General features: G+C 57.0%; 19 protein-coding genes. 18 read left to right on the top strand and 1 reads right to left on the bottom strand.

Annotation, left to right across the window (positions count from 1 at the left end):
- Nucleotides 1–51 precede the first annotated feature (51 nt).
- Entirely contained in the window at nucleotides 52–5,763 is a 5,712-nt protein-coding gene (locus tag PCH01S_RS13845; protein ID WP_042230198.1) for a carboxypeptidase regulatory-like domain-containing protein, read from the bottom strand.
- Nucleotides 5,764–6,182: 419 nt separating this feature from the next.
- On the opposite strand from PCH01S_RS13845, the gene PCH01S_RS13840 reads away from it, so the two are divergent.
- The 18 genes from PCH01S_RS13840 (at nucleotide 6,183) to leuS (ending at nucleotide 23,240) form a co-directional block, all read left to right on the top strand.
- A complete protein-coding gene (locus tag PCH01S_RS13840; protein WP_042230197.1) occupies nucleotides 6,183–7,058 on the top strand; it encodes a DUF421 domain-containing protein in 876 nt (291 codons plus the stop codon).
- Between the two features lie 18 nt (nucleotides 7,059–7,076).
- Nucleotides 7,077–7,553: a stage V sporulation protein AC gene (spoVAC, locus tag PCH01S_RS13835; protein ID WP_042230195.1), complete on the top strand. Its 477-nt coding sequence runs from the start codon at nucleotides 7,077–7,079 to the stop codon at nucleotides 7,551–7,553.
- On the top strand, nucleotides 7,553–8,569 hold the full coding sequence (gene spoVAD, locus PCH01S_RS13830) for a stage V sporulation protein AD (protein WP_174446818.1): 1,017 nt from the start codon (nucleotides 7,553–7,555) through the stop codon (nucleotides 8,567–8,569). The genes spoVAC and spoVAD overlap by 1 nt, the downstream gene beginning before the upstream one ends.
- A gap of 2 nt (nucleotides 8,570–8,571) precedes the next feature.
- Complete coding sequence (gene spoVAE / locus PCH01S_RS13825; protein ID WP_042230191.1) at nucleotides 8,572–8,922, top strand: stage V sporulation protein AE; 351 nt, start codon at nucleotides 8,572–8,574, stop codon at nucleotides 8,920–8,922.
- 318 nt (nucleotides 8,923–9,240) lie between these two features.
- On the top strand, nucleotides 9,241–10,206 hold the full coding sequence (locus PCH01S_RS13820) for an AAA family ATPase (protein WP_009675380.1): 966 nt from the start codon (nucleotides 9,241–9,243) through the stop codon (nucleotides 10,204–10,206).
- Nucleotides 10,203–11,450: a DUF58 domain-containing protein gene (locus tag PCH01S_RS13815; RefSeq protein WP_042230189.1), complete on the top strand. Its 1,248-nt coding sequence runs from the start codon at nucleotides 10,203–10,205 to the stop codon at nucleotides 11,448–11,450. The genes PCH01S_RS13820 and PCH01S_RS13815 overlap by 4 nt, the downstream gene beginning before the upstream one ends.
- The gene (locus PCH01S_RS13810) at nucleotides 11,443–13,710 is read left to right on the top strand and encodes a DUF4129 domain-containing transglutaminase family protein (protein ID WP_042230188.1); all 2,268 of its coding nucleotides are present in this window, start codon (nucleotides 11,443–11,445) and stop codon (nucleotides 13,708–13,710) included. The genes PCH01S_RS13815 and PCH01S_RS13810 overlap by 8 nt, the downstream gene beginning before the upstream one ends.
- 266 nt (nucleotides 13,711–13,976) lie before the next feature.
- Complete coding sequence (locus tag PCH01S_RS13805; RefSeq protein ID WP_036739818.1) at nucleotides 13,977–14,477, top strand: YqeG family HAD IIIA-type phosphatase; 501 nt, start codon at nucleotides 13,977–13,979, stop codon at nucleotides 14,475–14,477.
- 86 nt (nucleotides 14,478–14,563) lie between these two features.
- On the top strand, nucleotides 14,564–15,679 hold the full coding sequence (gene yqeH, locus PCH01S_RS13800; protein WP_042230185.1) for a ribosome biogenesis GTPase YqeH: 1,116 nt from the start codon (nucleotides 14,564–14,566) through the stop codon (nucleotides 15,677–15,679).
- Nucleotides 15,680–15,763: 84 nt separating this feature from the next.
- On the top strand, nucleotides 15,764–16,633 hold the full coding sequence (aroE, locus tag PCH01S_RS13795) for a shikimate dehydrogenase (protein ID WP_042230183.1): 870 nt from the start codon (nucleotides 15,764–15,766) through the stop codon (nucleotides 16,631–16,633).
- Between the two features lie 14 nt (nucleotides 16,634–16,647).
- The gene (yhbY, locus tag PCH01S_RS13790; protein WP_042230182.1) at nucleotides 16,648–16,944 is read left to right on the top strand and encodes a ribosome assembly RNA-binding protein YhbY; all 297 of its coding nucleotides are present in this window, start codon (nucleotides 16,648–16,650) and stop codon (nucleotides 16,942–16,944) included.
- Nucleotides 16,945–17,064: 120 nt separating this feature from the next.
- Nucleotides 17,065–17,652: a nicotinate-nucleotide adenylyltransferase gene (gene nadD / locus PCH01S_RS13785; RefSeq protein WP_042230181.1), complete on the top strand. Its 588-nt coding sequence runs from the start codon at nucleotides 17,065–17,067 to the stop codon at nucleotides 17,650–17,652.
- The gene (gene yqeK, locus PCH01S_RS13780) at nucleotides 17,642–18,208 is read left to right on the top strand and encodes a bis(5'-nucleosyl)-tetraphosphatase (symmetrical) YqeK (RefSeq protein WP_042230180.1); all 567 of its coding nucleotides are present in this window, start codon (nucleotides 17,642–17,644) and stop codon (nucleotides 18,206–18,208) included. The genes nadD and yqeK overlap by 11 nt, the downstream gene beginning before the upstream one ends.
- A gap of 133 nt (nucleotides 18,209–18,341) precedes the next feature.
- Entirely contained in the window at nucleotides 18,342–18,689 is a 348-nt protein-coding gene (rsfS, locus tag PCH01S_RS13775) for a ribosome silencing factor (RefSeq protein ID WP_042230178.1), read from the top strand.
- The gene (locus tag PCH01S_RS13770) at nucleotides 18,686–19,570 is read left to right on the top strand and encodes a CvfB family protein (RefSeq protein ID WP_042230176.1); all 885 of its coding nucleotides are present in this window, start codon (nucleotides 18,686–18,688) and stop codon (nucleotides 19,568–19,570) included. The genes rsfS and PCH01S_RS13770 overlap by 4 nt, the downstream gene beginning before the upstream one ends.
- Nucleotide 19,571: 1 nt before the next feature.
- Nucleotides 19,572–20,360 carry a class I SAM-dependent DNA methyltransferase gene (locus tag PCH01S_RS13765; protein ID WP_042230174.1) on the top strand — a complete coding sequence of 263 codons (789 nt, stop codon included), beginning with the start codon at nucleotides 19,572–19,574 and terminating at the stop codon, nucleotides 20,358–20,360.
- Between the two features lie 137 nt (nucleotides 20,361–20,497).
- Nucleotides 20,498–20,629 (top strand): hypothetical protein, encoded by a 132-nt coding sequence (locus PCH01S_RS31355; RefSeq protein WP_255246841.1) that lies wholly within the window; start codon nucleotides 20,498–20,500, stop codon nucleotides 20,627–20,629.
- A 163-nt stretch (nucleotides 20,630–20,792) separates the two neighbouring features.
- Complete coding sequence (leuS, locus tag PCH01S_RS13760; protein WP_042230171.1) at nucleotides 20,793–23,240, top strand: leucine--tRNA ligase; 2,448 nt, start codon at nucleotides 20,793–20,795, stop codon at nucleotides 23,238–23,240.
- The last annotated feature ends 240 nt before the right edge of the window (nucleotides 23,241–23,480 follow it).

Below are 23,480 nucleotides of genomic sequence, written 5' to 3'. Positions count from 1 at the left end.
CACAAAAAATCCCGGCCGGAGAAATCCGACGGGGATTTTTTCGTGATTCGTTTATTCTTCCGTATCGTCTTCCAGGACGACATTTAGAACGGTCGTTTCATTTGCGGCGATGATCAGTGTGCGCACGGCCGGTTGTTTGTCTTCGAGCGTATAGCGCGCGGAATAGAAGCCGGGGGCCAGGTTAGTGACCGTATACACGCCACTGGTACTGGTTGTCACGCTTCTCAGGAAGAGCCCGGAAGGATCGAAGAGCTGAACGAACACGTTGGCTAAGAGCCGTCCGTTCCTGTCCGTTACCGTGCCCGTCAAAGTGCCGAACAAAGGGTTCAGCGCCACGGCTACAGGGGGAGGCGGAGTTCCGGCAGCCAGGGAGACTGCGGCCGACTTGGAGCCGAAGAGCTCGCTGGATACGGTGACCGTGTAACTTCCGGGGCGCAGGCCGCCCAGCAGGAACAGACCCGTTCCGTCGGCCAGCGTCCGGTCGACCGGCGTTAAATTCTCGTTCAGGATCTGGACGGAAGCGCCCGGAACCGGATTGCCGGTCGATTCGTCCTGAACGGCACCCGTAACGGCAAATGGCGGGCTCCCCGGAGAGAGAACGATATTCGGGGTAAAGCCGGGAACGACCGTTACAACCTGCTGGCTGTACGACAGGCCGGGTTTCTGCACGATGACCGTGTAGTCCCCCGCGGCTATCCCGTCAGCCGTGAACTGCCCGGACGGGTCCGTCGGGACCGTCACGACCGGCGTGTTCCGGTCGTCGTAGACGTCCACGACCGGAGGAGGCGGAAACACGGGAACGGTTGGCGGCGTCACGACCGTCCCGTTCAAATCGTTTGACGTCGGAGACAGCCGGGCGTCCACGCCCGTATTTTGCCCGGGGGCGGCAAAAAAGGCGTCCGTCTGCTGGCCAAAGCCCGCTAGGCTGAACACGACCGTGTAATTGCCGGCTGCAAGGCCGTCCAGCGTATAACGGCCGGCCGCGTCAGTCGTCGTATCCGTCAAGACGGTGCCGTAAGTGTTGAGCTGGCGGACTTCCACAAAGACACCGGCAAGCGGCCTGGCGCCGGCGGCGCTAGTCACCGTGCCGGATAGAGAAGCAGGCAGCGGGCTCAAGGCAAAGCTGTAGTCGGTGCTCCGCCCGGGAGCCACCGGAGCGCCGCCGTTTTGCGAGCCGAAACCGGCCGCTTCGGCTGTCACTTTATAATCTCCGGAACTGAGATTATTGAAGAGATAAAACCCGCTGCTGTCGGTTTGAACCGTATTAACCGGCACACCGGCCGCGTCTTCGATCCGCACGTCCGCACCCGCCAGAGGGGCTGAAGTGACACGGTCGATGACGAAGCCGCTGACACTGCCGGGTGACGGCTCCAGCGGGACGGTGACGGCCGTCGTCTGCCCGGGCCGGAGCACGACACCGAGAGAGGTGCTGCCGAAACCGTCACCGGTAACGCTCAGTGTATAGGCACCGGCGGTTACTTTGTCGATCGTAAAATTTCCGCTTAGATCGGCAACCGATTGATCGACCGTCTGACCGGCCGCATTCAGCAGAGTGACCATGCTTCCGGGTACGGGAGCGGATCCGTTCCGGTTGATGACATTGCCGGTCAGGAGCGAATTTTGCTGGGTCAAAACGAGCGTAACGGTGTCCGCCGAACCGGCAGTGACCGTGGCGAGCACGGAGGCGGAAGCGAAGCCCGGAGCGGATGCCGTAAGGACATAGCTGCCGGGAGCCAGCTCCGGCGTTGTAAAGCGCCCGTCCGCATCGGCCAGGTAAGCGAACAGGAGAATCCCCGCTTCGTTGAAGATTTTGACCTGGGTTTCCGAACCGGTCAGGGTAGCGCCCGAGACGTCCGTTATGCTGCCCGTCACTACGCCGCTTAGGGGCCGGAGAGCCAGACTGGCTGCGGTTTCCTGATCGCTGACTACGATAGCTCCGGCCGTGCCTGCCGCGAATCCCTCCGCTTCCGCCACTACGGTATAAGCACCCGGAGACAGACCGCTTACGAAGAAATTGCCGAACAGGGAACTGGTAGCTGTCGCAATAAGAAGGTTGCTCACGTCCGCGCTGCGGATCAATACAGTGGCGGAAGGAAGCGGGCTTCCGTCCGAAGCGTTCGTGATTTGCCCGCTGACGGACCCGGAATCGGGAACGAGGCGGATGTCGATTCCCGTCAAATCCACACTGGGAAGGGCCGCTATGCCAAGGACAACGGTTGAGAATCCGGGAGCCGAAACCACCAGAAAATGATTGCCTGCGGGAATGTTGTCGACGACATAAGCACCGTTTGCATCGGCATAACCCGTTCCCAGCAAGGTTTCATTCCCGTCTAAGACCCGGATGACGGCCGTATCCACAGGGCTGTCCGCGGTATCTGTGATGCGGCCCGTGAGCACCGACAACAGCGGGGATAGAGTAAGCGTCACGCTTGATTCCTGTCCGGCTTCCACGACTGCGCCCGCTTTCGCGACGGCGTAACCGGGCGGTGTTGCCGTCACGATATAGGCGCCCGGTGCGAGGGAGTCGAATCGGAATGTCCCGTTCCCCGTGCTCACCAGCTCTTCTTCGATCAGCAGATTGTTCCGGTCGTAAATCTGGATCACGGTTCCGTCCACGGCGGGGAAGATCGCGCCGCTGACCGATCCGGGAAGCGGGAGAAGGCTGAGACCGGTGGTCGTCGTTTGACCGGCGCTCACAATGGCCCCGATGCTGCCCTGCTGAAAACCCGTTTGGGAAGCCGTGACGATGTACGTGTCGGGAGCCAGGCCCTCTGCCCTGAAGTAACCGCTGCTGTCGGTAAGAACGGTAGCGATCAGCGTCCCCGTATAGTTGCTGACACGGATGGAGGCGCCGGAAATGCCCGTGTCTGTCCCGGCGGCGGTTACCGTTCCGCTGATCTGTCCGGGGCTCGGAATCAGACCTGCGCGGATCGTCGTTGTCTGTCCGGCGGCGATCAGGAAGCTGACGAGATTCGTCTGAAAGTCAGTGGAGGACACGATCGCCGTGTAACTGCCGGGTGCCAGGTTAGGAGCCGTAAATGCGCCGAACTGGTCCGTAAACAAACTTTGGATCACAAGTCCGTTCGTGTCCACAATGCGTACCGCAACGGGAATATCCGCCAGGAGCTGGTTAGTGGAGGCATTGTATACGGTTCCGGCAAGAATCCCCGGTAAAGGCTCCAGGTTATAAGAAACGGTGGTCGTCTGGTCGGGGGTGATGCTGAACCCTTTAATCTGCGTCTGGAGCCCGTCGGCAAAAACAGCCGCCGTATAAGTTCCCGGCGCTAGCTCCTCCAGTACGAAAGTGCCGTCGGCGGAAGTAATTGTCCGCCCGATTACACTGTTGTCCGTCTGACGCACAACGAGGACCGCTCCCTGTACGGGCGACGTCCCCGTTGTAACGGTTCCCGTTAAAGTGCCGGGCTGAGGAGCCAGGGCGAAATCGACCTCGACAATTTCTCCGGGCTGAATGAAAGCGCCGATCAGCTGGCGCTGGTAACCCGGTGTTTCGGCACGGACCATGTAGGAACCGGGAGCGAGCCCGTGGATGTCGAACCGTCCGTTCTGGTCGGCATTCAGCGTGGCGACGACAAAACTGTTCATGAAAATGCGGATCACCGCATTTTCCAGAGGATTCCCGTTCAGGTCCGTCACAACGCCGGTAATGGAACCGGCCAGCTGCTGCAGCGCGATATCCAGCACGCTTTGGGCGCCGGGCGCAATCGAAACACCTGTCGTCTGGCTGGCATACGCGGTTTCGCTGAACGTGACCGTATAATTGACCGGCTGCAGACTGTTGATGACGTAAGTTCCTCCGGCATCGGTTACCGCGGTTGCCGCGGTTATCCCTTCAGCCGTGACGACACGGACGACGGCGCCGCTTAGCGGTACGCCGGACAAAGCGTCCGTTACCTGGCCGGTAAGCGTGCCGGGCGCGGGGCTTAAGCCGATATTGACGGTTGCCGTCTGACCCGCGAGGACCGCTGCTCCGGCAATATCCGTCGTGAAGGAGGGCTCGCTTGCGCGGATGCGGTAATTGCCCGGCGCGAGGCTGCTTATCGCATACGAACCGTCCGCGGCGCTGACGGCGGTAGCGATCTGCTGGCCTCGTTCGTTCAACGCTTCAACGAGCGCTCCGGCAAGTGGAGTTCCTGACCCGGAGACGGTGATCACGCCGCTTACGGTACCCGGCAGAGCCGCGAGGTTAAACGAAGCGGATACGCTTTGCGCCGGCTGAAGCTGCAGGGTATTCACCTGGGACTGGAAGCCGTTTGCGGTCGCGATTACGGTATACGTTCCGGCGGGAACCGAGAGCTGGTATTGTCCCGCCGCGCCGGCAGTCGTTTCGGCGACGATGGCGCCGAACGGGGATTGGATGCGGATAACGGCTCCGGGAAGAACGTTTCCCGCCTGATCGGCAACGGTTCCGCTCAGAGAAGCCGGCTGCGGCCGCAGGGTGATATCCAACGGAGTGACGGTACCGGCGTTAACCGTTACAGGTACGGTTTGGGCAGCGAAACCGGCAAAAGAAACCGTGAGAGTGTAAGTTCCCGGTGCCAGATTGGAAAAACCGTACGCCCCTCCGGTTCCGCTCGTTTGGTTGACGGGCGCCTGATTCTGGGCGTTTGTAAGCTGCAAGGCGGCGCCTGCAAGGGGCAGTGCGGTCATCCCGTTGTATACGGTGCCGGTGACGCCTCCGGCCGTTACGACGGCAATAGAGTTCGCTGCCGGACCGGCTGTAATCGCCTGTCCGGTCAGACTGTCGAATCCGGTTCCCGCGGCCGTATTCAGGATGCGGCTGCCCGCTCCGGCAGTCAGGAAAGCTCCCTGCACGATGAAAGTCAGCGTCACAGTCTGGCCGGGCGCAAGATTTCCCGCGTTCCAACTGATTGTGCTGCTCAGCGGATTCACCGTGGAGAGGCCCTGCGTAACGCCGGAGACGGTCAGGGAGGATACCGTGTCAAGTCCGAACACATCGGTAACCAGCACGGCGTTGGCCTGGCTTTTCCCCTGGTTCGATATCGCGAAGGTCCCTGTATACGATGCCACCTGTCCGGTCAGGACGGCCGCACCCGGCGAAGAGGTCAAAGTTTTGGCCAGGACGAGTCTAGCCTGCGCGTTAAATCCTTGGGGCGCAACGGGATCGCTGAAACCCGAAGTAAACGTGCTGCCTACGGGAATCAGAAAATCTTTGTTGAAGTTGTTATTGTTCGCGGAGCTGAAAAAAATAAACTGGAGAGGCGTCTGGCTCGTAATCCCGAGCGCTCCGAACAGGACGGAAGCCGGTATGAAAAAATCGAGAAAATAATTTTCATTTCCGCCGAAACGGGACCCGTCTCCGGTCGGTTTCACCCGCGCCAGATCGAAATTGATAATCGGACGCGTATAGGCCGGCGTCCCTTTTCCGTCAATGCCTTCGGCCGGGTCGTTAAAGGTGTTCGGCACTTTAATTTTATTTTCGATGAGATCGATACTGGCATTCTGGCCGTTGACGGCAAGAACCCATTCGTAAGTGGCGGGATTGCTGTCGGTATTGAAAAGAACCCCCCAGGCAAAGTTATCAAACCCGGTTTTGGCGCGGGGGTCTCCGTTCAGCCTCAGACGGAAATAGACATAAGTCGTATCGTATGAAACATAAGCGGCGGGGAACTGGGTATTCCCGACGATATCCGTACTGGCCGGACTCACATCCGCAACCGGATCGCCTACGGGAACGCCGTTTAAAGTCACGGGAAAAAATTGACTGTCGCTGGGAAAAGACAAGAGGAAGTTCCTCCTTCTGATTTTTTTGAATTTCTGCCTTTTATCTTATGTACGTATGTGTGTTTGTGCTGGGGAAAAGCCTCCTATTCTTATAAAATAGGCGGATCGGCCTTTACCTTTCGAACAATCATTTGCGTCACTAGACGCATATAATGGGGTATTCCTGAATATTCCACGTTCGAAATCTCGCTTGAAGGAGAAACGGCTGTGAACCTGAACATGCTGATTGTACTCGTTCTGTTTATACTGCTTGTGGCGATTTTATTTCTTTTCTGATAACGGATTACCGGAAAACGGCTTCTGCGAAGGAGGCCGTTTTCTTGTTTTTCCAAGGCCTTCCTTTCATACCTGTGCCCTTTGCGGACATGCTAAAAAGAGTCATGCAATCAACTGCTCTGGTTAAGAGAGGAGGCTAAGCCGTGGAAGGTATTGGTGTCATTGTACTGCGGTCGCTCGGTTCGATCGCCATGCTTTTTGCCATCACCCGCATTTTGGGCAAGAAGCAAATTTCCCAGCTTTCTTTTTTTGAATACGTAACGGGTATCACCCTGGGAGAATTGGCAGGCTTCTTGTCGACCGATATTGAAGCCCATTACTTGCACGGGGTGGTCGCGCTCGGGATTTGGTTTGTGGTTCCTTTTCTCCTTGAACTCACGACGCTGAAAAGCAAATGGCTCCGCCATTTTTTTGAAGGAAAAGGAACAGTCGTCATCCGTCAAGGACGTGTTCTGGAACATCATTTGAAGAAGGAGCGGTACACGGCCGACGAACTGATGGAACAACTCCGCACGAAGAGTATTTTTCAAGTGGCGGACGTCGAATTCGCCATGCTGGAAGCGAGCGGAGAGCTCAGCGTTCTGCTCAAAAAAGAGAAGCAGCCGCTTACGCCCGGCGACCTGGGGCTGAAGATGGGCCCGGACAAGCTTCCCCACACGGTCATTGTGGACGGGGTTGTCGACGAAAGCGAACTTGCGGCCTCCTCGCTTACAAGGGAATGGCTGAATAAACAATTGGCTAAAATAAACGCGACCGCGGACAATGTTTTTCTCGCTCAGATAGGCGATCAGAATAAGCTGTACGTCGATTTGTACGACGATTCAAAAGGAATCAGCCTGGAGAAGCCCCAGGTGGAACTGATCTCCACACTCCGCCAGTGTACGGCTGATCTCGATTCATTTGCGAATTCCGCTACCGATCTCAACGCCCGGATCAAGTACGAGCAGACGGCTTCGGCCCTGCGGGATGTGCTGAAGCAGCTGTCCGGCGGCGGGAAAAGTACAAACGGAACGGAATAAGAAGAGGGGGACAGGCAAGTGGCCAACCAGAAAAAGAAAAACGCGACATTAACCCAGCAGCAGTACCAGGCTATCGCGAAAAAAAACGAACCGAAAAGACCGGTCGTCGCCAACTGTATCCGCGCCTTCGTTGTGGGCGGTTTTATATGCATTATCGGTCAGGCGCTCATGATGCTGTTTGAGAAAGTGTTCGGCTTCAGCAAGGAAGCCGCTTCGAACCCAACGGTGTCAGTCCTGATTCTCATTTCCGTCATCCTGACCTGCCTCGGCGTGTACGACAAAATCGCCCAGTGGGCCGGGGCGGGAACGGCCGTGCCGGTAACGGGCTTCGCCAACTCGATGTGTTCGGCCGCCATTGAGCACCGCAGCGAGGGACTCATTCTCGGCACCGCCAGCAATATGTTCAAGCTGGCCGGCTCCGTTATCGTGTTCGGCGTAGTGGCCGCCTTCTTCGTCGGCATTTTCACTCTGATCTTTGGAGGCGGGGCACATTGATTATTCGAAAAGGTCAATCCTGGGAGTTCCGGAAGCCTCCGGTTCTGATCTCCACCGCTACGGTTGTCGGGCCGGATGAGGGCGAGGGGCCCCTCGCCCTCGATTTCGATCTCATTCACCAGGACAACACTTTAATGCAGAAGAGCTGGGAAAAAGCCGAGAAGGCGCTCATGGAAGACGCGGCCAATCTCGCGATCAAGAAAGCCGGCCTCCAGAAGGATCAGGTTCAGTTCTACGTCGGCGGCGACCTCATGAACCAGATTATTTCCAGCAGCTTTGCCGCCCGGACGCTGGCCATTCCTTACTTGGGCGTCTTCGGCGCCTGCTCCACCTCGATGGAAAGCCTGGCCGTGTCTTCGCTGATCGTAGCCTCGGGAGGAGGAGACTATGTCCTGAGCGGCACGTGCAGCCACAACTGCACCGTGGAGAAACAGTTCCGTTATCCGACGGAATACGGCTCCCAGAAGCCCCCCACGGCCCAGTATACGGTAACCGGCGCCGGAGCTTCCGTCGTGGCCGAGAAAGGCACGGGGCCCGTCGTTACGTCCGCCACGATCGGCAAGGTGATCGACATGGGGATTACGGACCCGTTCAACATGGGGGCCGCGATGGCGCCGGCGGCAGCCGATACGATCACCGCTCATTTCCGGGACATGAAGCGGTCCCCCGACTATTACGATCTTATCGTAACGGGCGACCTCGCCACCGTGGGCTTTCAGATCGTGAACGAGCTGCTGAAGGAGCAGCGGATCGCCATGAACAGCACCACGTTCAGCGATTGCGGCCTCATGATCTACGACATCGAGAAACAGGGCGTGCAAGCGGGAGGCAGCGGCTGCGGCTGCTCGGCCGTCGTCACTTACGGCCACCTGCTGAAAAGAATGGAGCAGGGCGACATCCGCCGCCTCCTGGTCGTCGCCACCGGCGCCCTGCTGTCCCCGCTGTCGTATCAGCAGGGGGAATCCATTCCCTGCATAGCGCATGCCGTTGCGATAGAAAGACAGGAGGGACTTTAATCATGCAGTTTTTATGGGCATTTCTCGTCGGCGGAGCCATCTGCGTCATCGGTCAGCTTCTGCTGGACTTGGGCAAACTGACACCGGCTCATACGATGACGACCCTCGTCGTGGCCGGAGCGATCCTTGACGGCTTCGGGCTGTACGAGCCTCTCGTCCGTTTTGCGGGAGCCGGCGCCAGCGTACCGATCACCAGCTTCGGCAACGCGCTGGTGCACGGCGCTATCAAAGAAATCCAGACAAGCGGCTGGATCGGCATCGTAACGGGGATTTTCAAAGTCACGAGCGCCGGTATTTCGGCGGCGATCATCTTCTCGTTTCTCGCCGCATTGTTTGTCCGTCCCAAAGGCTGAAGCGAAAGCCGTAGATCGACACTCCGTTTTCTCGGGAAACGGGGTGTTTTTGCGTTGTTTAGGGTTTGCCGCGTCCTCTATCATCTATCTCTCATCCCTCTGTCATCCGCCTGTCATTCCTTCGTAATCCTGCCGTCACTGCACCGTCATCCTCCCGTAACAAAACCCGGGGACGTTTGCTCCTTTTAGCTTCTTTTCCACCAACTGTCGGTTTTTTAATAAATTTAGAAGGGGTTTTGTTGTACTCGCTTTCTACTTTCCTGTAATATAAAAAATAGGACTTCAAACCCTTTTTATCCGAAGGAGGATTCGTACCGAATGGCTGCTGTGTCCCAACCTCATATGAGTGAGATTTCCAGAATCAGATCCAATTTGGATTCATGTATATTAGGCAAAAGCGAAGAAATCATGCTGCTGTTAACCGCACTTCTTGCCGGCGGTCACGTACTTCTCGAAGATGTGCCCGGGACGGGGAAGACGGTTCTCGTCAAATCCCTCGCCCGCTCCATACAAGGCCAATTCCGCCGGATTCAGTGCAATCCGGATCTGCTGCCGACGGATATTACCGGCGTTTCGATTTATCATCCGAAGAATGAAGCTTTCTTTTTCCGCCCCGGTCCCGTTATGGCCAACATTCTGCTTGTCGATGAAATCAACCGCGCCACTACCAAAACCCAGTCGGCTCTCCTGGAAGCGATGGAGGAGCATCACGTGACGGTAGACGGCGAGATGTACCCGCTTCCGCGTCCGTTTATGCTTCTTGCGACCCAGAATCCGATTGACTTCGAAGGCACGTATCTGCTCCCGGAAGCCCAGCTTGACCGGTTTATGATCAAATTCAGCCTGGGGTACCCCGACAGCGCGACGGAGCTTCAAATGATCGCGTCGCAAAGCAAGGAGCACCCCATGGAACAGCTTCATGAGGTTGTCGGTGCGGAACAGATTCTCAGCATGCAGGAAGAGGTGCGGTCGGTTTACCTCGACGAAGGCATCGCGAAGTATCTGGTGGACATTACCCGCAGCACCCGGGAGCATCCGGCCGTTGAGCTGGGAGCCAGCCCGCGCGCTACGCTGGCCCTCGTGCAGGCTTCGAAAGCTTACGCGTACTTGAACGGCCGCGACTATGTCCTCCCGGACGATGTGAAATATTTGGCCCCTTACGTTCTGGGGCACAGGATTATTCTTTCTTCGGAAGCCCGGATGGAAGGAGAAACCTCCCGTTCCGTCTTCGCTTCGATACTGGCGCATACGAAAGTGCCCGTCAGGCTGGAGAAAGCGAAATGAGGCTTTTCAAACCTACCGCGGCTCAGAGGGGAAGACAGGCTACCCTGATTTTATCCTTCCTGTTCTTTGCCAGCCTGATGTTCCTGCTCTTTCAGGGCGGTAAGCTCGCTTCCACGCTGTTTGCCGTCGTATGCCTGCTCTCCGCTTATCTGGTTCTCGGCAAATGGAGCGGCATCCGCCGGACGCAGGCGGTGCGTGAAATATCGGCGGCGGACGGAACCGGTAAGGTTCAGGCGGGGCAGTCCCTGCAGATCAAGCTTAAAATCCAGGTTCCCGGCGTCTGGCCCATCCCGTACCTGCTCATCGAAGACGAGCTGGTGCGAAGCAGCGGGGAGCGGACCGTAATGAAAGGTTCCGTGGTCCTGAATTGGATGCGCAGAGGAGAATTCGTTTACAAAACGCCGCCCTTGCGCCGGGGCCATTACTCCCTGGAACGCGCGGAGTTCGCGACGGAAGACGTCTTCGGGCTCTACGAGCACAAAGGCAGCGTTCAGCTGCCGTACGGCTTTGTCGTGATGCCCCAAATGATCGAGATCCGCCACTGGGCGCAGTTTTCCCAATCCCCGCGAGGGGCAAGGCATCACTCCGTAACCGCTAGGATGCAGCGGGAAACGACGCAGATCAACGGCGTGAGGGAGTACATTCACGGGGACAGGCTTTCACGGGTCCACTGGAACGCCACGGCGCGTACGGGCACGTGGAAGTCGAAGGAATTCGAGCGGGAAACGCTCCCGAAGATGGTCATCGTACTCGACCGGAGCAAACAGAATTACGGCAGTCCCGCCGAATTCGAACTGGCGGTTTCCGTCGCCGCTTCCCTGCTGCATTTCGGCACCCAGAGGAACATCGCGGTAGGGCTCGTTTCCTCCGGCCGCGAATCCCTGATGGCCGTGCCCAAGACGGGTTCCCGCCATGAGGACGTCCTGATGGATCACCTGGTGGAGGTGGAGCCGGATGGATTCCGTCCGCTGCAGCAGGCGGTCAACAACGCGGACGGCATGTTCTCGCCGGGTGCTTTGGTTGTGTATATCACGCCGGCGAAGAACTCCGATCTCCTGTCGCTGCTCCACTGGACCGACAAACAGCGCATGCTCGCCTGTCACCTGTGCGTCTGCGGCGCCAAAGGGGGCCCTGCGGACGTGTGGGTCCGCCGCCTGCACAGCCTTGGCTTTATGGGGTACGGCGTGCACACGCTGGCGGAGCTGCCCGCTGTGCTGGGAGGAGGGACGAAGATCTATGCGTAGCATCTGGAATGTTATCCGGTTTATGGCCGGCGAAGACGGAACAAAGAAGTGGATGGCCCTCTTCGTCCTGCTGTTTTTATTCCAGTTCACCGGATGGATTTCCCGCGAGGACGGATTGTGGCTGCCCGAAACTTTGAAAGCCGTAAACTGGACGCTGATTACCGTCTGCGCGACGTTCTTCATCCCGCGGATTCACCATCTGGTCAGAGAACTTTTGCAGATCGTTCTGGTACTGGTGGTTCATGCGATTGTGCTTCAATACCGGTTTGTCCCCATGTCTCAGATGGACGGTCCGATGGAGTGGTTTCAGGCCAACGTTTCGCAATTATTCCCTTATTTATGGTTCGGACTGGCCGCCTGGTGGGTGTTCCTGATGGCCATGTGGGCGTCCCGGTCCAAACTGTGGATTTCTTTTATCGTCATTTTGGCCATTTTGTTTTTCGGCGTCCGCGATTCGTTCAGCACCTTGCAGTTATGGCCGCAGGTTGCGGCGGTTATTTTTAGCGGATTGTGCATGCTGGTCGTGCGTCATTTATCCCAGCTCAAAAATAAAGCTCCCGAGAGCTGGAAGCGGCTCTCGGACAATCCCGGCCCGCTGATCGTGCCGGTCGTGCTGATTATCGCCCTGACGCTCACCCTGGGTGCGCTCGTACCGGCGGTCGATCCGGTTCTCACCGATCCGTATACGGCCTGGCGGCAGTATAACGGCGAGGCGGTGACCTTCCTGCCGAGCAGCGACGATTCCGGACGGACGATGGTGCAGGACCCGAACGATCCGCTGCTGAAATCGTCGGGATACAGCCGTAACGACGCGCAGCTCGGCGGACAGTTCCAATACGATTACACGCCCGTTTTCACAGTCGACACGACGAGCCGCACGTATTACCGCGGGGAAACCCGGGCGTTGTACACCGGCAGCGGCTGGGAAGCGAGTCCGGCGGACAGACGGGCCCGCCAGACCTCGGTAGATTCGAGCGGCAAGCTTCCCGCGGATTCCGGCATCGACATGACCAAGCTGAAGACCGAAGAAGTGAAGCAGACGGTCAAAATGCGCAGCAACGAAGTATACCCGGTGCTGTTCGGGGCTTATCCGATGTCGAAGGTCGACATTCAGGAGGAAGGTCCTGACGGAACACGCTCCGATCCGGCGCAGCTGGGATCTCTCCGGTGGTCCGCGCGCCAGGCGGAGCTGCGGTTTAACGCGAAATCGAACTACCCGAAGCAGTACGAGCTCGTGTCCAACATCCCGCTGCTCGATTTAAGCGGGCTCAAGAAAGTCGATATGAGCAGGCTGAACCGGTCCGAATGGAACGATTATCTCCAGCTTCCCGACCGGCTGCCCGAGAGGGTGACGGAGCTTGCCAAAGAAGTGACGAAGGAAGCTCCGAGCGCCTACGAGAAAGTGCATGAGCTGGAGCTTTACTTGTCCAGTAAGTATCCGTATACGAACACCCCCGACGTATCCAAGGGGAAAAGCAAAGATTTCGTCGACCGCTTCCTGTTCGAAATCCAGGAAGGCTACTGCGACTACTATTCGTCGGCGATGGTCGTGATGACCCGGTCGCTCGGCATTCCGGCCCGATGGGTCAAAGGCTACGCATCGGGTTCTTCCGATAACAGCCGCCCGGCCGGTATCGGAAACCTGAGGGGAGGCATGTCCGATCCCGACGCCGAGGGCACCTACACCGTCCGCAATTCAGACGCCCACTCCTGGGTGGAGGTTTATTTCGAGGGCTACGGCTGGCTGCCGTTCGAGCCGACCGCCGGATTTTCGCTGCCGCAGTCATACGCGCCCGAAACGTCGGCAGCCACCGAGATGCCGACTCCGGCGCCGGCCGAGACGAAGACGGCTCAGGCTAAGTCCGGCGCGGCCCCTTGGGTCCGTTACGTGCTGTATACGCTCAGCGGCCTCGTTCTGCTCACGGCTGCCGCCGTAACGGCTATCCGGCTGAGCAGCGGCAAGAAACTGCTGCCCCTGCTCGGACGCGATCCCAAAGCGGCTAATTACGCGCAGGGGGTTATCCAGGAGGTCAACCGGCTTCTGCGGTACGGAAGGCGCAAAGGGTACGAACGGTTCGAGCATGAAACGTTCCGGGAAGCCGCTTCCCGCTGGATGACCCAGAGCTACTGGCTGGCAGGCGAACTTTCGCCGGTTCTCGCGATGTTCGAGAAGGCCAAGTACAGCCGGTCATCTGTGACCGAGCAGGATCTGGAGGCCGTCCAGGGCCATGTGAAGCGACTGCGCGAGCAGATGAAATAAGACCGGCACACACCGATGGGCCGGATTCATAGCGTAAGCTGCAGGCTGTTTTCCGTTAACCGGAAGACGGCCTTTCTTTTTTTCCGGCAGAGAGAATTTGGGGCCGGCTTTCGCGGGTGAATGGAACGGGCGGCGGAAAGGGAATGCTGAGAATACGGGATTTTCCCGTCCGGGCACGGCCTGAAACGCTTCCTTTTTCTTTTTGCAAGGAATTGGGCATGTATGGTATAGTTCCTATAGATTCGAAAGAGGTTGGGGTGACGCTGTTGTTTAAAAAACTGGTGCCGAAACAATTCGTGCAGACGATTTACGATATCAATCTGGAGGAGCTTTGGCAAAGCGGAATCCGCGGAATCATCACGGATCTCGACAACACGCTTGTCGGTGCCAAGGTGGCCGATGCGACACCGGAGCTGGTGAATTGGCTCGGGCATGTGAAGCAGCTCGGTTTCAAGGTCGTCATCGTATCGAACAACCAGGAAACAAGGGTATCCACATTTGCCCTGCCGCTGTCTATCCCGTTCATTCATGCCGCGCGCAAACCGACGAACACGGCCTTTCGCAAAGCATTGGCACTGATGGATACAACTGCAGAGCAGACGGTTGTGATCGGTGATCAGATGCTGACAGACGTGCTGGGAGGGAACCGGCTCGGTTTATATACCATTCTTGTAGCGCCTATCTCCATCCATGATGAAGGTTTCTTTACACGAATCAACCGGCGCATCGAGAAGCTGGCCAACAATTACATCTCGAAGAATAAATAAAGCTTTCCTTCACGGGAAAGCTTCACTTTGCTTGCGGGGGAACAACGCTTAGCGGAAGCTCCCGCCGTTTATTTTAAGGAGGATTCATGACCCAGGAAGAAGTTATCCATTGCGGAGGCTGCGGTGTCAAGCTTCAGCTCGAAGATCCTCATGCGCTCGGGTACATCCCCGCGCAGGCTCTCGAGAAAGAACCGGTTATTTGCCAGCGCTGTTTCCGCATCAAGAACTATAATGAAGCGTCGAGCATTACGCTCAACCAGGACGATTTTCTGAAGCTGCTCGGGCACGTGGGGCACAAAGAAGCGCTCGTCATCAATATCGTCGATATTTTCGATTTCGAGGGCAGTTTGATCAGCGGTCTGGCCCGTTTCGTCGGAGGCAACCCGATCATACTGGTCGTCAACAAAATCGACCTGCTCCCGAAAGTGACCAACTGGAACCGGATCGTGAACTGGGTCCGCAAGCAGGCGAAGGAACAAGGCTTGAAGGTTGTGGAGGTTGTTCTGTGCAGCGCCAAGAAGAACATGGGATTCGACCGGGTTCTTCAGGCGGTGGACGAACACCGGAGCGGCAAAGACGTCTACGTCGTCGGAGCGACTAACGTGGGCAAGTCCACGCTCATCAACCGGCTTATTTCCGATTACAGCGATCTGGATTCGGAGCTGACCACTTCCCAATATCCGGGCACGACGCTCGATATGGTGGAGATTCCGCTGGATGACGGACATTTCATCATCGATACGCCGGGAATCGTGTACAAGCACCGGCTTACGGAGCTTGTTTCCAAGAAAGACCTGGGTAAGCTGATGCCGGGCAAGGCGCTCAAACCGATGGTGTATCAATTGAACGAAGGACAAACTCTGTTTTTCGGGTCGTTGGCCCGGTTCGATTTTGTCCGCGGCGAGCGCCAGTCGTTTACGATTTACTCTTCGGGAGCCGTACCCATCCATCGCACGAAGCTGGAAAAAGCGGACGAACTGTACGCAAACCACAAAGGGACTTTGCTTACCCCGCCTGTGGTGAAAGATCTGGAAGAGCTTCCGCCTCTCGTTAAACAAACGATTCACATTTCGAAAGGTAAAAAGCTCGATGTTCTGATCTCCGGCCTCGGCTGGATCAAAATCAACAGCGAAGCGGGCGCGGAATTGGCCGTTCATGTCCCGAAAGGCGTTAAGATCGTCCAGCGCGATTCGCTTATTTAAACCGGACCGGTTCTGGCATGCCGGGCGTTTGCGTTTTGGCAGGCAGGTCCGGCACCTAAACAATGCACGGGGGAGAAACCGACCATGGGTAACAAGCCGTCTTTGGACAGCGGTACGATTCTGTACGGAGTATTCGGAGATCCGGTGCGGCACTCCCGCTCTCCGATTATGATGAACCGGGCCTTCGGCGAAACGGGGATCAACGGAGCGTATGCCGCGTTTCACGTGCTGCCGGAGCAGCTGGAGGAGGCCGTTGCCGGTATCCGAGCGCTCGGTTTCGGCGGAGTCAACGTGACGATCCCGCATAAAGTCAACGTGATGAAGTATCTCGACGAGATCAACGCGGATGCGGAGGCCCTCGGCGCCGTGAACACCGTCGTCAACCGCGGCGGTAAACTGATCGGCTACAACACGGACGGAATCGGGTATGTCCGTTCGCTTAAAGAAGAGACGGGCATGGATCTCCGCGGCAAAAAAGTGCTGCTGATCGGAGCGGGCGGAGCGGCCCGGGGGATTTCATATGCCCTTGCGAAGGAAGGTCCTTCGTTTATCGCCATCGCCAACCGGACGGCGGAGAAAGCTCAGGAGCTCGCCTCTACCGTCCGATCCGAAACAAGCGCTGTCGGCATGGGGCTTCACGAATTAGGAAACATTATCAGTGACGCGGATCTGATCATCAACTCGACTTCATCGGGCATGTACCCGAATATCGAAGAGATGCCTTTGGATCTGGACGGTCATTCTCTCCGGGAAGGCGCGGTTGTCAGCGATCTCGTTTACAACCCGCTGGAAACCCGTTTTTTGAAAGAAGCTAAAGCAAAAGGCGCCGTCACTCACGGCGGACTCGGCATGTTTATTTATCAGGGGGCTTACGCGTTCGAGTACTGGACCGGCGTCCCTGCGCCTGCAGCGGCGATGCGGCAGGCCGTAGAGCAATCATTTATCGGGAATTGAGGGAATCAGAAGTTATGCTAACAGGAAAACAAAAAAGACATCTGCGCTCATTGGCGCACCATTTGAACCCGGTCTTTCAAGTAGGCAAAGGCGGAGTGAACGAGCATTTGATCCAGCATATCGTGGAAGCGATCGAAGTTCGGGAATTGATGAAAATCTCGGTACTCAACAACTATGAGGCGGACTGCAAGGAAGTTGCCAGAGAACTGGCGGAAGGCGCGGGCGCCGAGGTGGTTCAGGTTATCGGACGTACGATCGTCCTCTATAAAGAATCGCGCGATAACAAACAGATCGAACTGCCGAAGTCCTAGACTGGATCGAAGGTTTGTTTCAGCAAGATACCGGACAGGTGCCGCCGGTTTATAACGGCTCGCATACAGCCTTTGGGAACCTGTGGAAAATAACGGCGGACCGCCGGAGGAGGTGGCGACATGCGGATAGGAATCATGGGCGGGACCTTCGATCCTGTGCATACCGGCCACCTGGTGGCGGGAGAATGCGCCCGCGCCGCCTGCGGGCTGGACGAAGTGTGGTTTATGCCCGCCAACGTGCCGCCGCATAAACCGAATGCCCCCAAGGCTTCGGCTGAGCAGCGCTGGGAGATGGTGTGCCGCGCCGTGTCGGACAATCCCGCTTTCCGTCCGTTCGATCATGAGCTCCGGAAAGGCGGGGTTTCGTACTCCGTCGATACGATCCGGGAACTGAAAGCCCGGTACCCGGAGCACGAGTTTCACTATATTATCGGGGCCGACATGGTCGAGTATCTCCCCAAATGGCGTGAAATCGGAGAGATCATGAAGATGATCGGCTTCATCGGTCTTCAAAGGCCGGGCTTTGAGCTTCAACCGGAGGCACTTCCGGCGTTCATCCGGCCGGGCGTCCGTCTGGCTCCGATGCCGCTGCTGGACATTTCCTCCACGGATATCCGGACCCGGAGGCGGGAAGGCCGTTCCGTCCGCTATCTCGTCACGGCTCCCGTACACGATTATATCGAAGGGATGGGTTTGTATGAATCGTGAAGAGATGATGAAGACTGTAAAAGAGGAAATGCCCGAAAAACGGTGGAGGCATACACTCGGTGTCATGGAAACGGCCGTTATCCTGGCCCGGAGATTCGGCGCGGATGAGGAGAAGGCGGACCGGGCCGCGATTTTGCACGATGTGTGCAAATACTGGCCCGTTGAGAAGCAGGCCGACGCGATTCGCGAGAGCGGATTTCAGACGGACGTTCTTTCCTTCGATAAAGAACTTTGGCATGCTCATGCCGGGGCTTGGATCGCTTCCGACCGATTTGACGTGAAGGACGAGGATGTGCTGAACGCGATCCGCTATCATACATCCGGCAGGGAAAACATGTCCACCCTGGAGAAGGTCGTCTGTCTGGCCGATTATATGGAACCCGGAAGGGATTTTCCCGGCGTGGACAAAATCCGCGAGCTGGCGGAAACGAGTCTGGAACGAGCTCTTCTGGCCGGATTCGACTCTACGCTTTCGTTCCTTCTGCAGAAGGGCAGACGCGTTTACCCGCTCACCGTGCTGACGCGCAACCGTTTAATCCTCGAATTAGACGTGTAATACTGGGTGATAAGAGCATTTGATTAACGGAATGAACGAACCAAACGATAACGAACGGAATTTAATATAGGGTGTACATGCTGGTTAACGTGAACGATTTTCGATCCCGTCCAGCAAGAAGGAGGATGATGGAATGACAGTAAATCCGGAACAGTTGATGAATCTGGTTGTGGATGCGGCAGAAGACAAGAAAGCCATTAACGTGGTGGCTCTGGACCTTCAGGAAATTTCCCTGGTGGCCGATTATTTCGTGATTTGCAACGGTAACTCGGAGACGCAGGTACAGGCTATCGCTACGGAAATCCGTAAAAAAGCGGATGAGCACGGTGTAACCGTCCGCGGCCTGGAAGGCTTTGATACCGCACGCTGGGTGCTTGTGGATCTGGGTGACGTCGTTGTCCACGTGTTCCACCGGGACGACCGGGAATACTACAACATCGAGCGTCTCTGGTCGGACGCAAGGGTTGTGGAACGCGTATGAGTCTGGAAGCGGGAACTCTCGTCACGCTTGATGTAACGAGAGAAGTATCGCCGTACGGTTACTTCGTAACCGACGGGGAACGGGAAGTACTGCTCCCGTATGCGGAAACGAACCGGAAACTGAAAGCCGGCCAGCAGGCCGAAGTTTTCATTTATTACGATTCGGAAGACCGTATGGCTGCCACGATGAACCGGCCGATGCTGCTTCTCGGAGAACTGGCGCTGCTCGAAGTCGTGGATCTGCATCCCCGCTTCGGAGCTTTTCTGGAAATGGGCATCGGCCGGAATCTTCTGCTGCCGTTCAAGGAAATGCCGGAGCTTCACGAACTTCGCCCTCAAGTGGGGGACAAAGTATTCGTGACGATGGATCATGACCGTCAGGGAAGATTGGTTGCACGCCTTGCCGGTGAAGATGTTCTCTCCGAAAAATGTTTTCCGGCCCCGCAGGCCTGGAGAAACCAGTGGCTGGACGCGCGCGTGTACAAACCTCTGCAAATGGGCACGTTCGTCGTCTGCGACGGAGGCGTCGTCGGCTTCGGAGTCATCGGACTGATCCCCTCGACGGAGCGTTCTCGCCTTCTCAGAGTCGGCGAGGAAGTCAGCGTCCGGGTTACGTACATCCGTGAAGACGGACGCGTGAATCTGTCGATGCGGCAGCCGAAGGAAAAAGGAAGGGACGAAGACGCCGAGCGGGTTCTGGCGGTTCTCCGCGAACGTCCGGGCGGCGCGATGCCTTATTCGGACCAGACCGAGGCGGATTTGATCAAATCCAAGTTCGGCATCAGCAAGTCCGCCTTCAAACGCGCGCTTGGCAAGCTGATGAAGGATGGCCTGGTGTACCAGGAGGAAAACTGGACGTATCTCAAGCAAGAGGAGAACTGACATGTCGTATCGTGATTTTGCTTATACGTACGACCGGTTGATGGAAGACATGCCGTACGAGGCATGGATTTCTTATGCGCGGCAGGCTTGGGAATCTTACGGCATCCGTCCGGAAACCGTTGTCGATCTCGGCTGCGGTACGGGAAACATTGCCGTCCCTCTTGCGAAGCTCGGCTGCAAAGTCGTCGGAATCGACTTGTCCGACGATATGCTGGCCGTCGCCCGGCACAAAGCCGAAGAAGAGGCCGCAATCGGAGCGAAACCGGACATCCTGTGGCTGCAGCAGGACATGCGCGACTGGGAGCTGCCGGAACCGGCCGACACCGTCATCTCCTTCTGCGACTGCTTCAATTATCTCCTCGAGGAAGAGGAGATAATTGAAGCTCTGGAGCAGGCGTACCGGGGGCTGCGAAGCGGCGGCGTTCTGCTGTTCGATGTCCACAGCCCGGCCCAGTTCGAGGAGTACGCTTCCCTGCAGCCGTTCGTCTTCGACGAAGAGGATGTGGCATACCTGTGGACCTGCGAGCTCGACGAGGAACGCACGGAAATCGAGCATGCGCTGACGATTTTCGTCCGTGAGGACGCTTCGTCCGCACGCGGCGGGGAGCCGCTTTTCCGGCGCATCGAAGAGACCCACAGACAGCGTGCGTACGATCCGCGCTGGCTGAAGGAAAGGCTGGAGGCGGCAGGCTTCGAGGACATCCGGATTTCCGCCGATTTCGACTGGGAAGCGGAGTTTTCGCCGGATTCCCGCAGACTTTTTTACGCGGCCCGCAAACCTCTATCCTAAAAACAGCGCTTTACTTGACAAAGAGCTTCAATATTGCCTATAATCATTACAAATTTGTGTAATCGCACCAGCTATGAAGAGGATCAACCCTTTGCACGCATGTTTCCAGAGAACCGGCGGTCGGTGGAAGCCGGTACATGATGAAGGCGAGCTCACCTCCGAGCCGGAAGGCGAACCGCAGTACGGCCGTTTCCTTGCAGCTGTGCCTGTCATCCGGCAGGAAGCCGGACGGAAGCGAAGATGTACTGCCCAGTAACCGGACCGTCTAGCCCGCGTTAAGGGACTTGAGTGAACAATCGGCAAAGCATGCCGCTTGTTAACTAGGGTGGTACCACGGGGAATATACAACCTCTCGTCCCTAGCCGTAAGAGCTAGAGACGGGAGGTTTTTTGGTTGCGATGATAGATGATAACGTCAGGAGGACCTACACACATGGCACATGAAAAAGAACACCAGGGCTACACCCCTCAGGTAATCGAGCCTAAATGGCAGAAATACTGGGACGACAACCAAACCTTCCGGACATCGGAAGAAGCGGGTAAACCGAAATTTTACGCGTTGGATATGTTTCCGTATCCGTCCGGCGCAGGACTTCACGTAGGCCACCCGGAAGGGTACACGGCTACCGATATCGTTTCCCGCTTTAAGCGCATGCGCGGCTTTAACGTCCTCCATCCGATGGGCTGGGACGCCTTCGGTCTGCCGGCCGAGCAGTACGCGCTCGACACGGGCAACGATCCGCGCGAGTTTACGAAGCAGAATATCGAGAATTTCCGCCGCCAGATCAAATCGCTGGGCTTCTCGTACGATTGGGAGCGCGAAATTTCCACGACGGATCCCGAGTACTACAAGTGGACCCAATGGATTTTTATCCAGCTTTACAAAAAAGGCCTCGCTTACGTGGACGAAGTTCCCGTGAACTGGTGTCCCGCGCTCGGAACCGTTTTGGCCAACGAGGAAGTGATCGACGGCAAAAGCGAACGCGGAAACCATCCCGTCATCCGGAAGCCGATGCGCCAGTGGGTGCTGCGGATTACCGAGTACGCCGAACGCCTTCTGGAAGACCTCGAGGAGCTGGACTGGTCCGAAAGCATCAAGGACATGCAGCGCAACTGGATCGGCAAATCCAAAGGGGCGGAAGTCACTTTCGCTATCGACGGGCATGAAGGAGACAGCCTGACGGTCTTTACGACGCGTCCGGATACGCTTTTCGGAGCGACCTACTGCGTCCTGGCTCCGGAGCATGAGCTGGTTGCCAAGATTACGGCGTCCGGGCAGGAAGCCGACGTGAAAGCGTACCAGGAGAAAGCCGCACGCAAAAGCGACCTGGAGCGTACGGACCTGGCCAAGGAAAAGTCCGGCGTGTTTACCGGCGCTTATGCCGTTAACCCCGTGAACGGCGCCAAGCTGCCGATCTGGATCGCGGACTACGTGCTGGCCGGTTACGGAACAGGCGCCATCATGGCTGTACCGGGACACGACGAACGTGACTGGGAATTCGCCAAGCAGTACGACCTGCCGATCATCGAAGTCGTACAGGGCGGCAGCGTGCAGGAAGCCGCTTATGACGGCGAAGGACCGCACGTGAATTCCGGCTTTATCGACGGAATGGGCAAGGAAGAGGCTATTGCGTCCATGATCGCTTGGCTGGAGGAGAACGGCAAGGGCAAGGGCAAAGTAACGTACCGCCTGCGTGACTGGCTGTTCAGCCGTCAGCGCTACTGGGGCGAACCGATTCCGATTCTCCATCTCGAAGACGGAACGATGAAAACCGTGCCCGAAGACCAGCTTCCGCTTCTGCTTCCGCAGGTCGAGCACATCAAGCCGTCCGGGACCGGCGAATCTCCGCTTGCCAACGTGGAAGACTGGGTAAACACGGTCGATCCCGAAACGGGCATGAAAGCCCGCCGCGAGACGAATACGATGCCGCAATGGGCGGGAAGCTGCTGGTACTACCTGCGCTTTATCGATCCGCGCAACAACGATGCAATCTGCTCCCCCGAGAAGCAGAAAGAATGGCTGCCGGTCGATCTTTATATCGGCGGAGCGGAGCATGCGGTTCTTCATCTGCTTTACGCGCGCTTCTGGCATAAAGTGCTTTACGATCTCGGCGTGGTCCAAACGAAGGAGCCGTTCCACAAGCTGGTCAACCAAGGGATGATTCTTGGCGAGAACATGGAGAAAATGTCCAAATCCCGCGGCAACGTTGTGAATCCCGACGATATCGTCAATGAATTCGGTGCCGATACCTTGCGCATGTACGAAATGTTCATGGGGCCGCTTGAAGCGACGAAGCCTTGGAACACCAACGGTGTGGAAGGCTCCTACCGCTTCCTAAACCGCGTATGGCGTCTGTTCGTGGACGAGAACGGGGCATTGAGCAGTAAAATTTCCGAGGACGAGAAGGCCGGCGGAGACGCGTTCAAACGCACATGGCACCGTACGGTGAAGAAAATAACGGAAGATTTCGAAGCGCTCCGTTTCAATACCGCTATCAGCCAGCTGATGATTTTTGTCAATGAGGCTTATAAGACAGAAGCTTTGCCGAAAACAGCCGTGAAGCATTTTGTCCAAATGCTTTCTCCGCTCGCTCCGCATATTACCGAAGAACTGTGGCAAAAGCTCGGCGGAACCGGCTCTATCACGTATGAAGCGTGGCCGGTTTACGAGGAGGCCTGGACGGTGGACGACGAGGTGGAGATTGTCGTTCAAGTGAACGGCAAAATCGCCGATCGCGTAAAAGTCGCCAAAGATCTCGACGAAGCGGGCATGCAGGAGCTTGCGCTTGGCCTGGATAAAGTAAAAGAGCTGAGCGCCGGCAAAACCGTCCGCAAAATCATTGCCGTCAAAGGCAAGCTCGTCAACATTGTAGTCGGATAAACAACCCGATATTTAGGGGACCCGGCAGGTCCGCTCCCGTGAAGGAAACCGGAACTGCCGATAGCCCTCCGGACAGCCCGAAGCGGCGGAGCCGCCTTTCTTTTTCAGAAAAGCGGTCTTCGCCGTCGGATGGCCCCGGGAAACCGATTATGGTTCAACTTTACTTCGCATTTGTTCGCTTCAACCATTCCGCATCAGTCAATTAACCCCGATCCGCCAAGCTCTCTTTACCTACAAGCT

Origin of the sequence: Paenibacillus chitinolyticus NBRC 15660 (assembly GCF_000739915.1) — a bacterium.
In the GTDB taxonomy this organism is placed as follows: domain Bacteria; phylum Bacillota; class Bacilli; order Paenibacillales; family NBRC-103111; genus Paenibacillus_F; species Paenibacillus_F chitinolyticus.
Note: the sequence above shows the minus strand (reverse complement) of the source record. Positions and strands in the feature narration are given on the sequence as shown.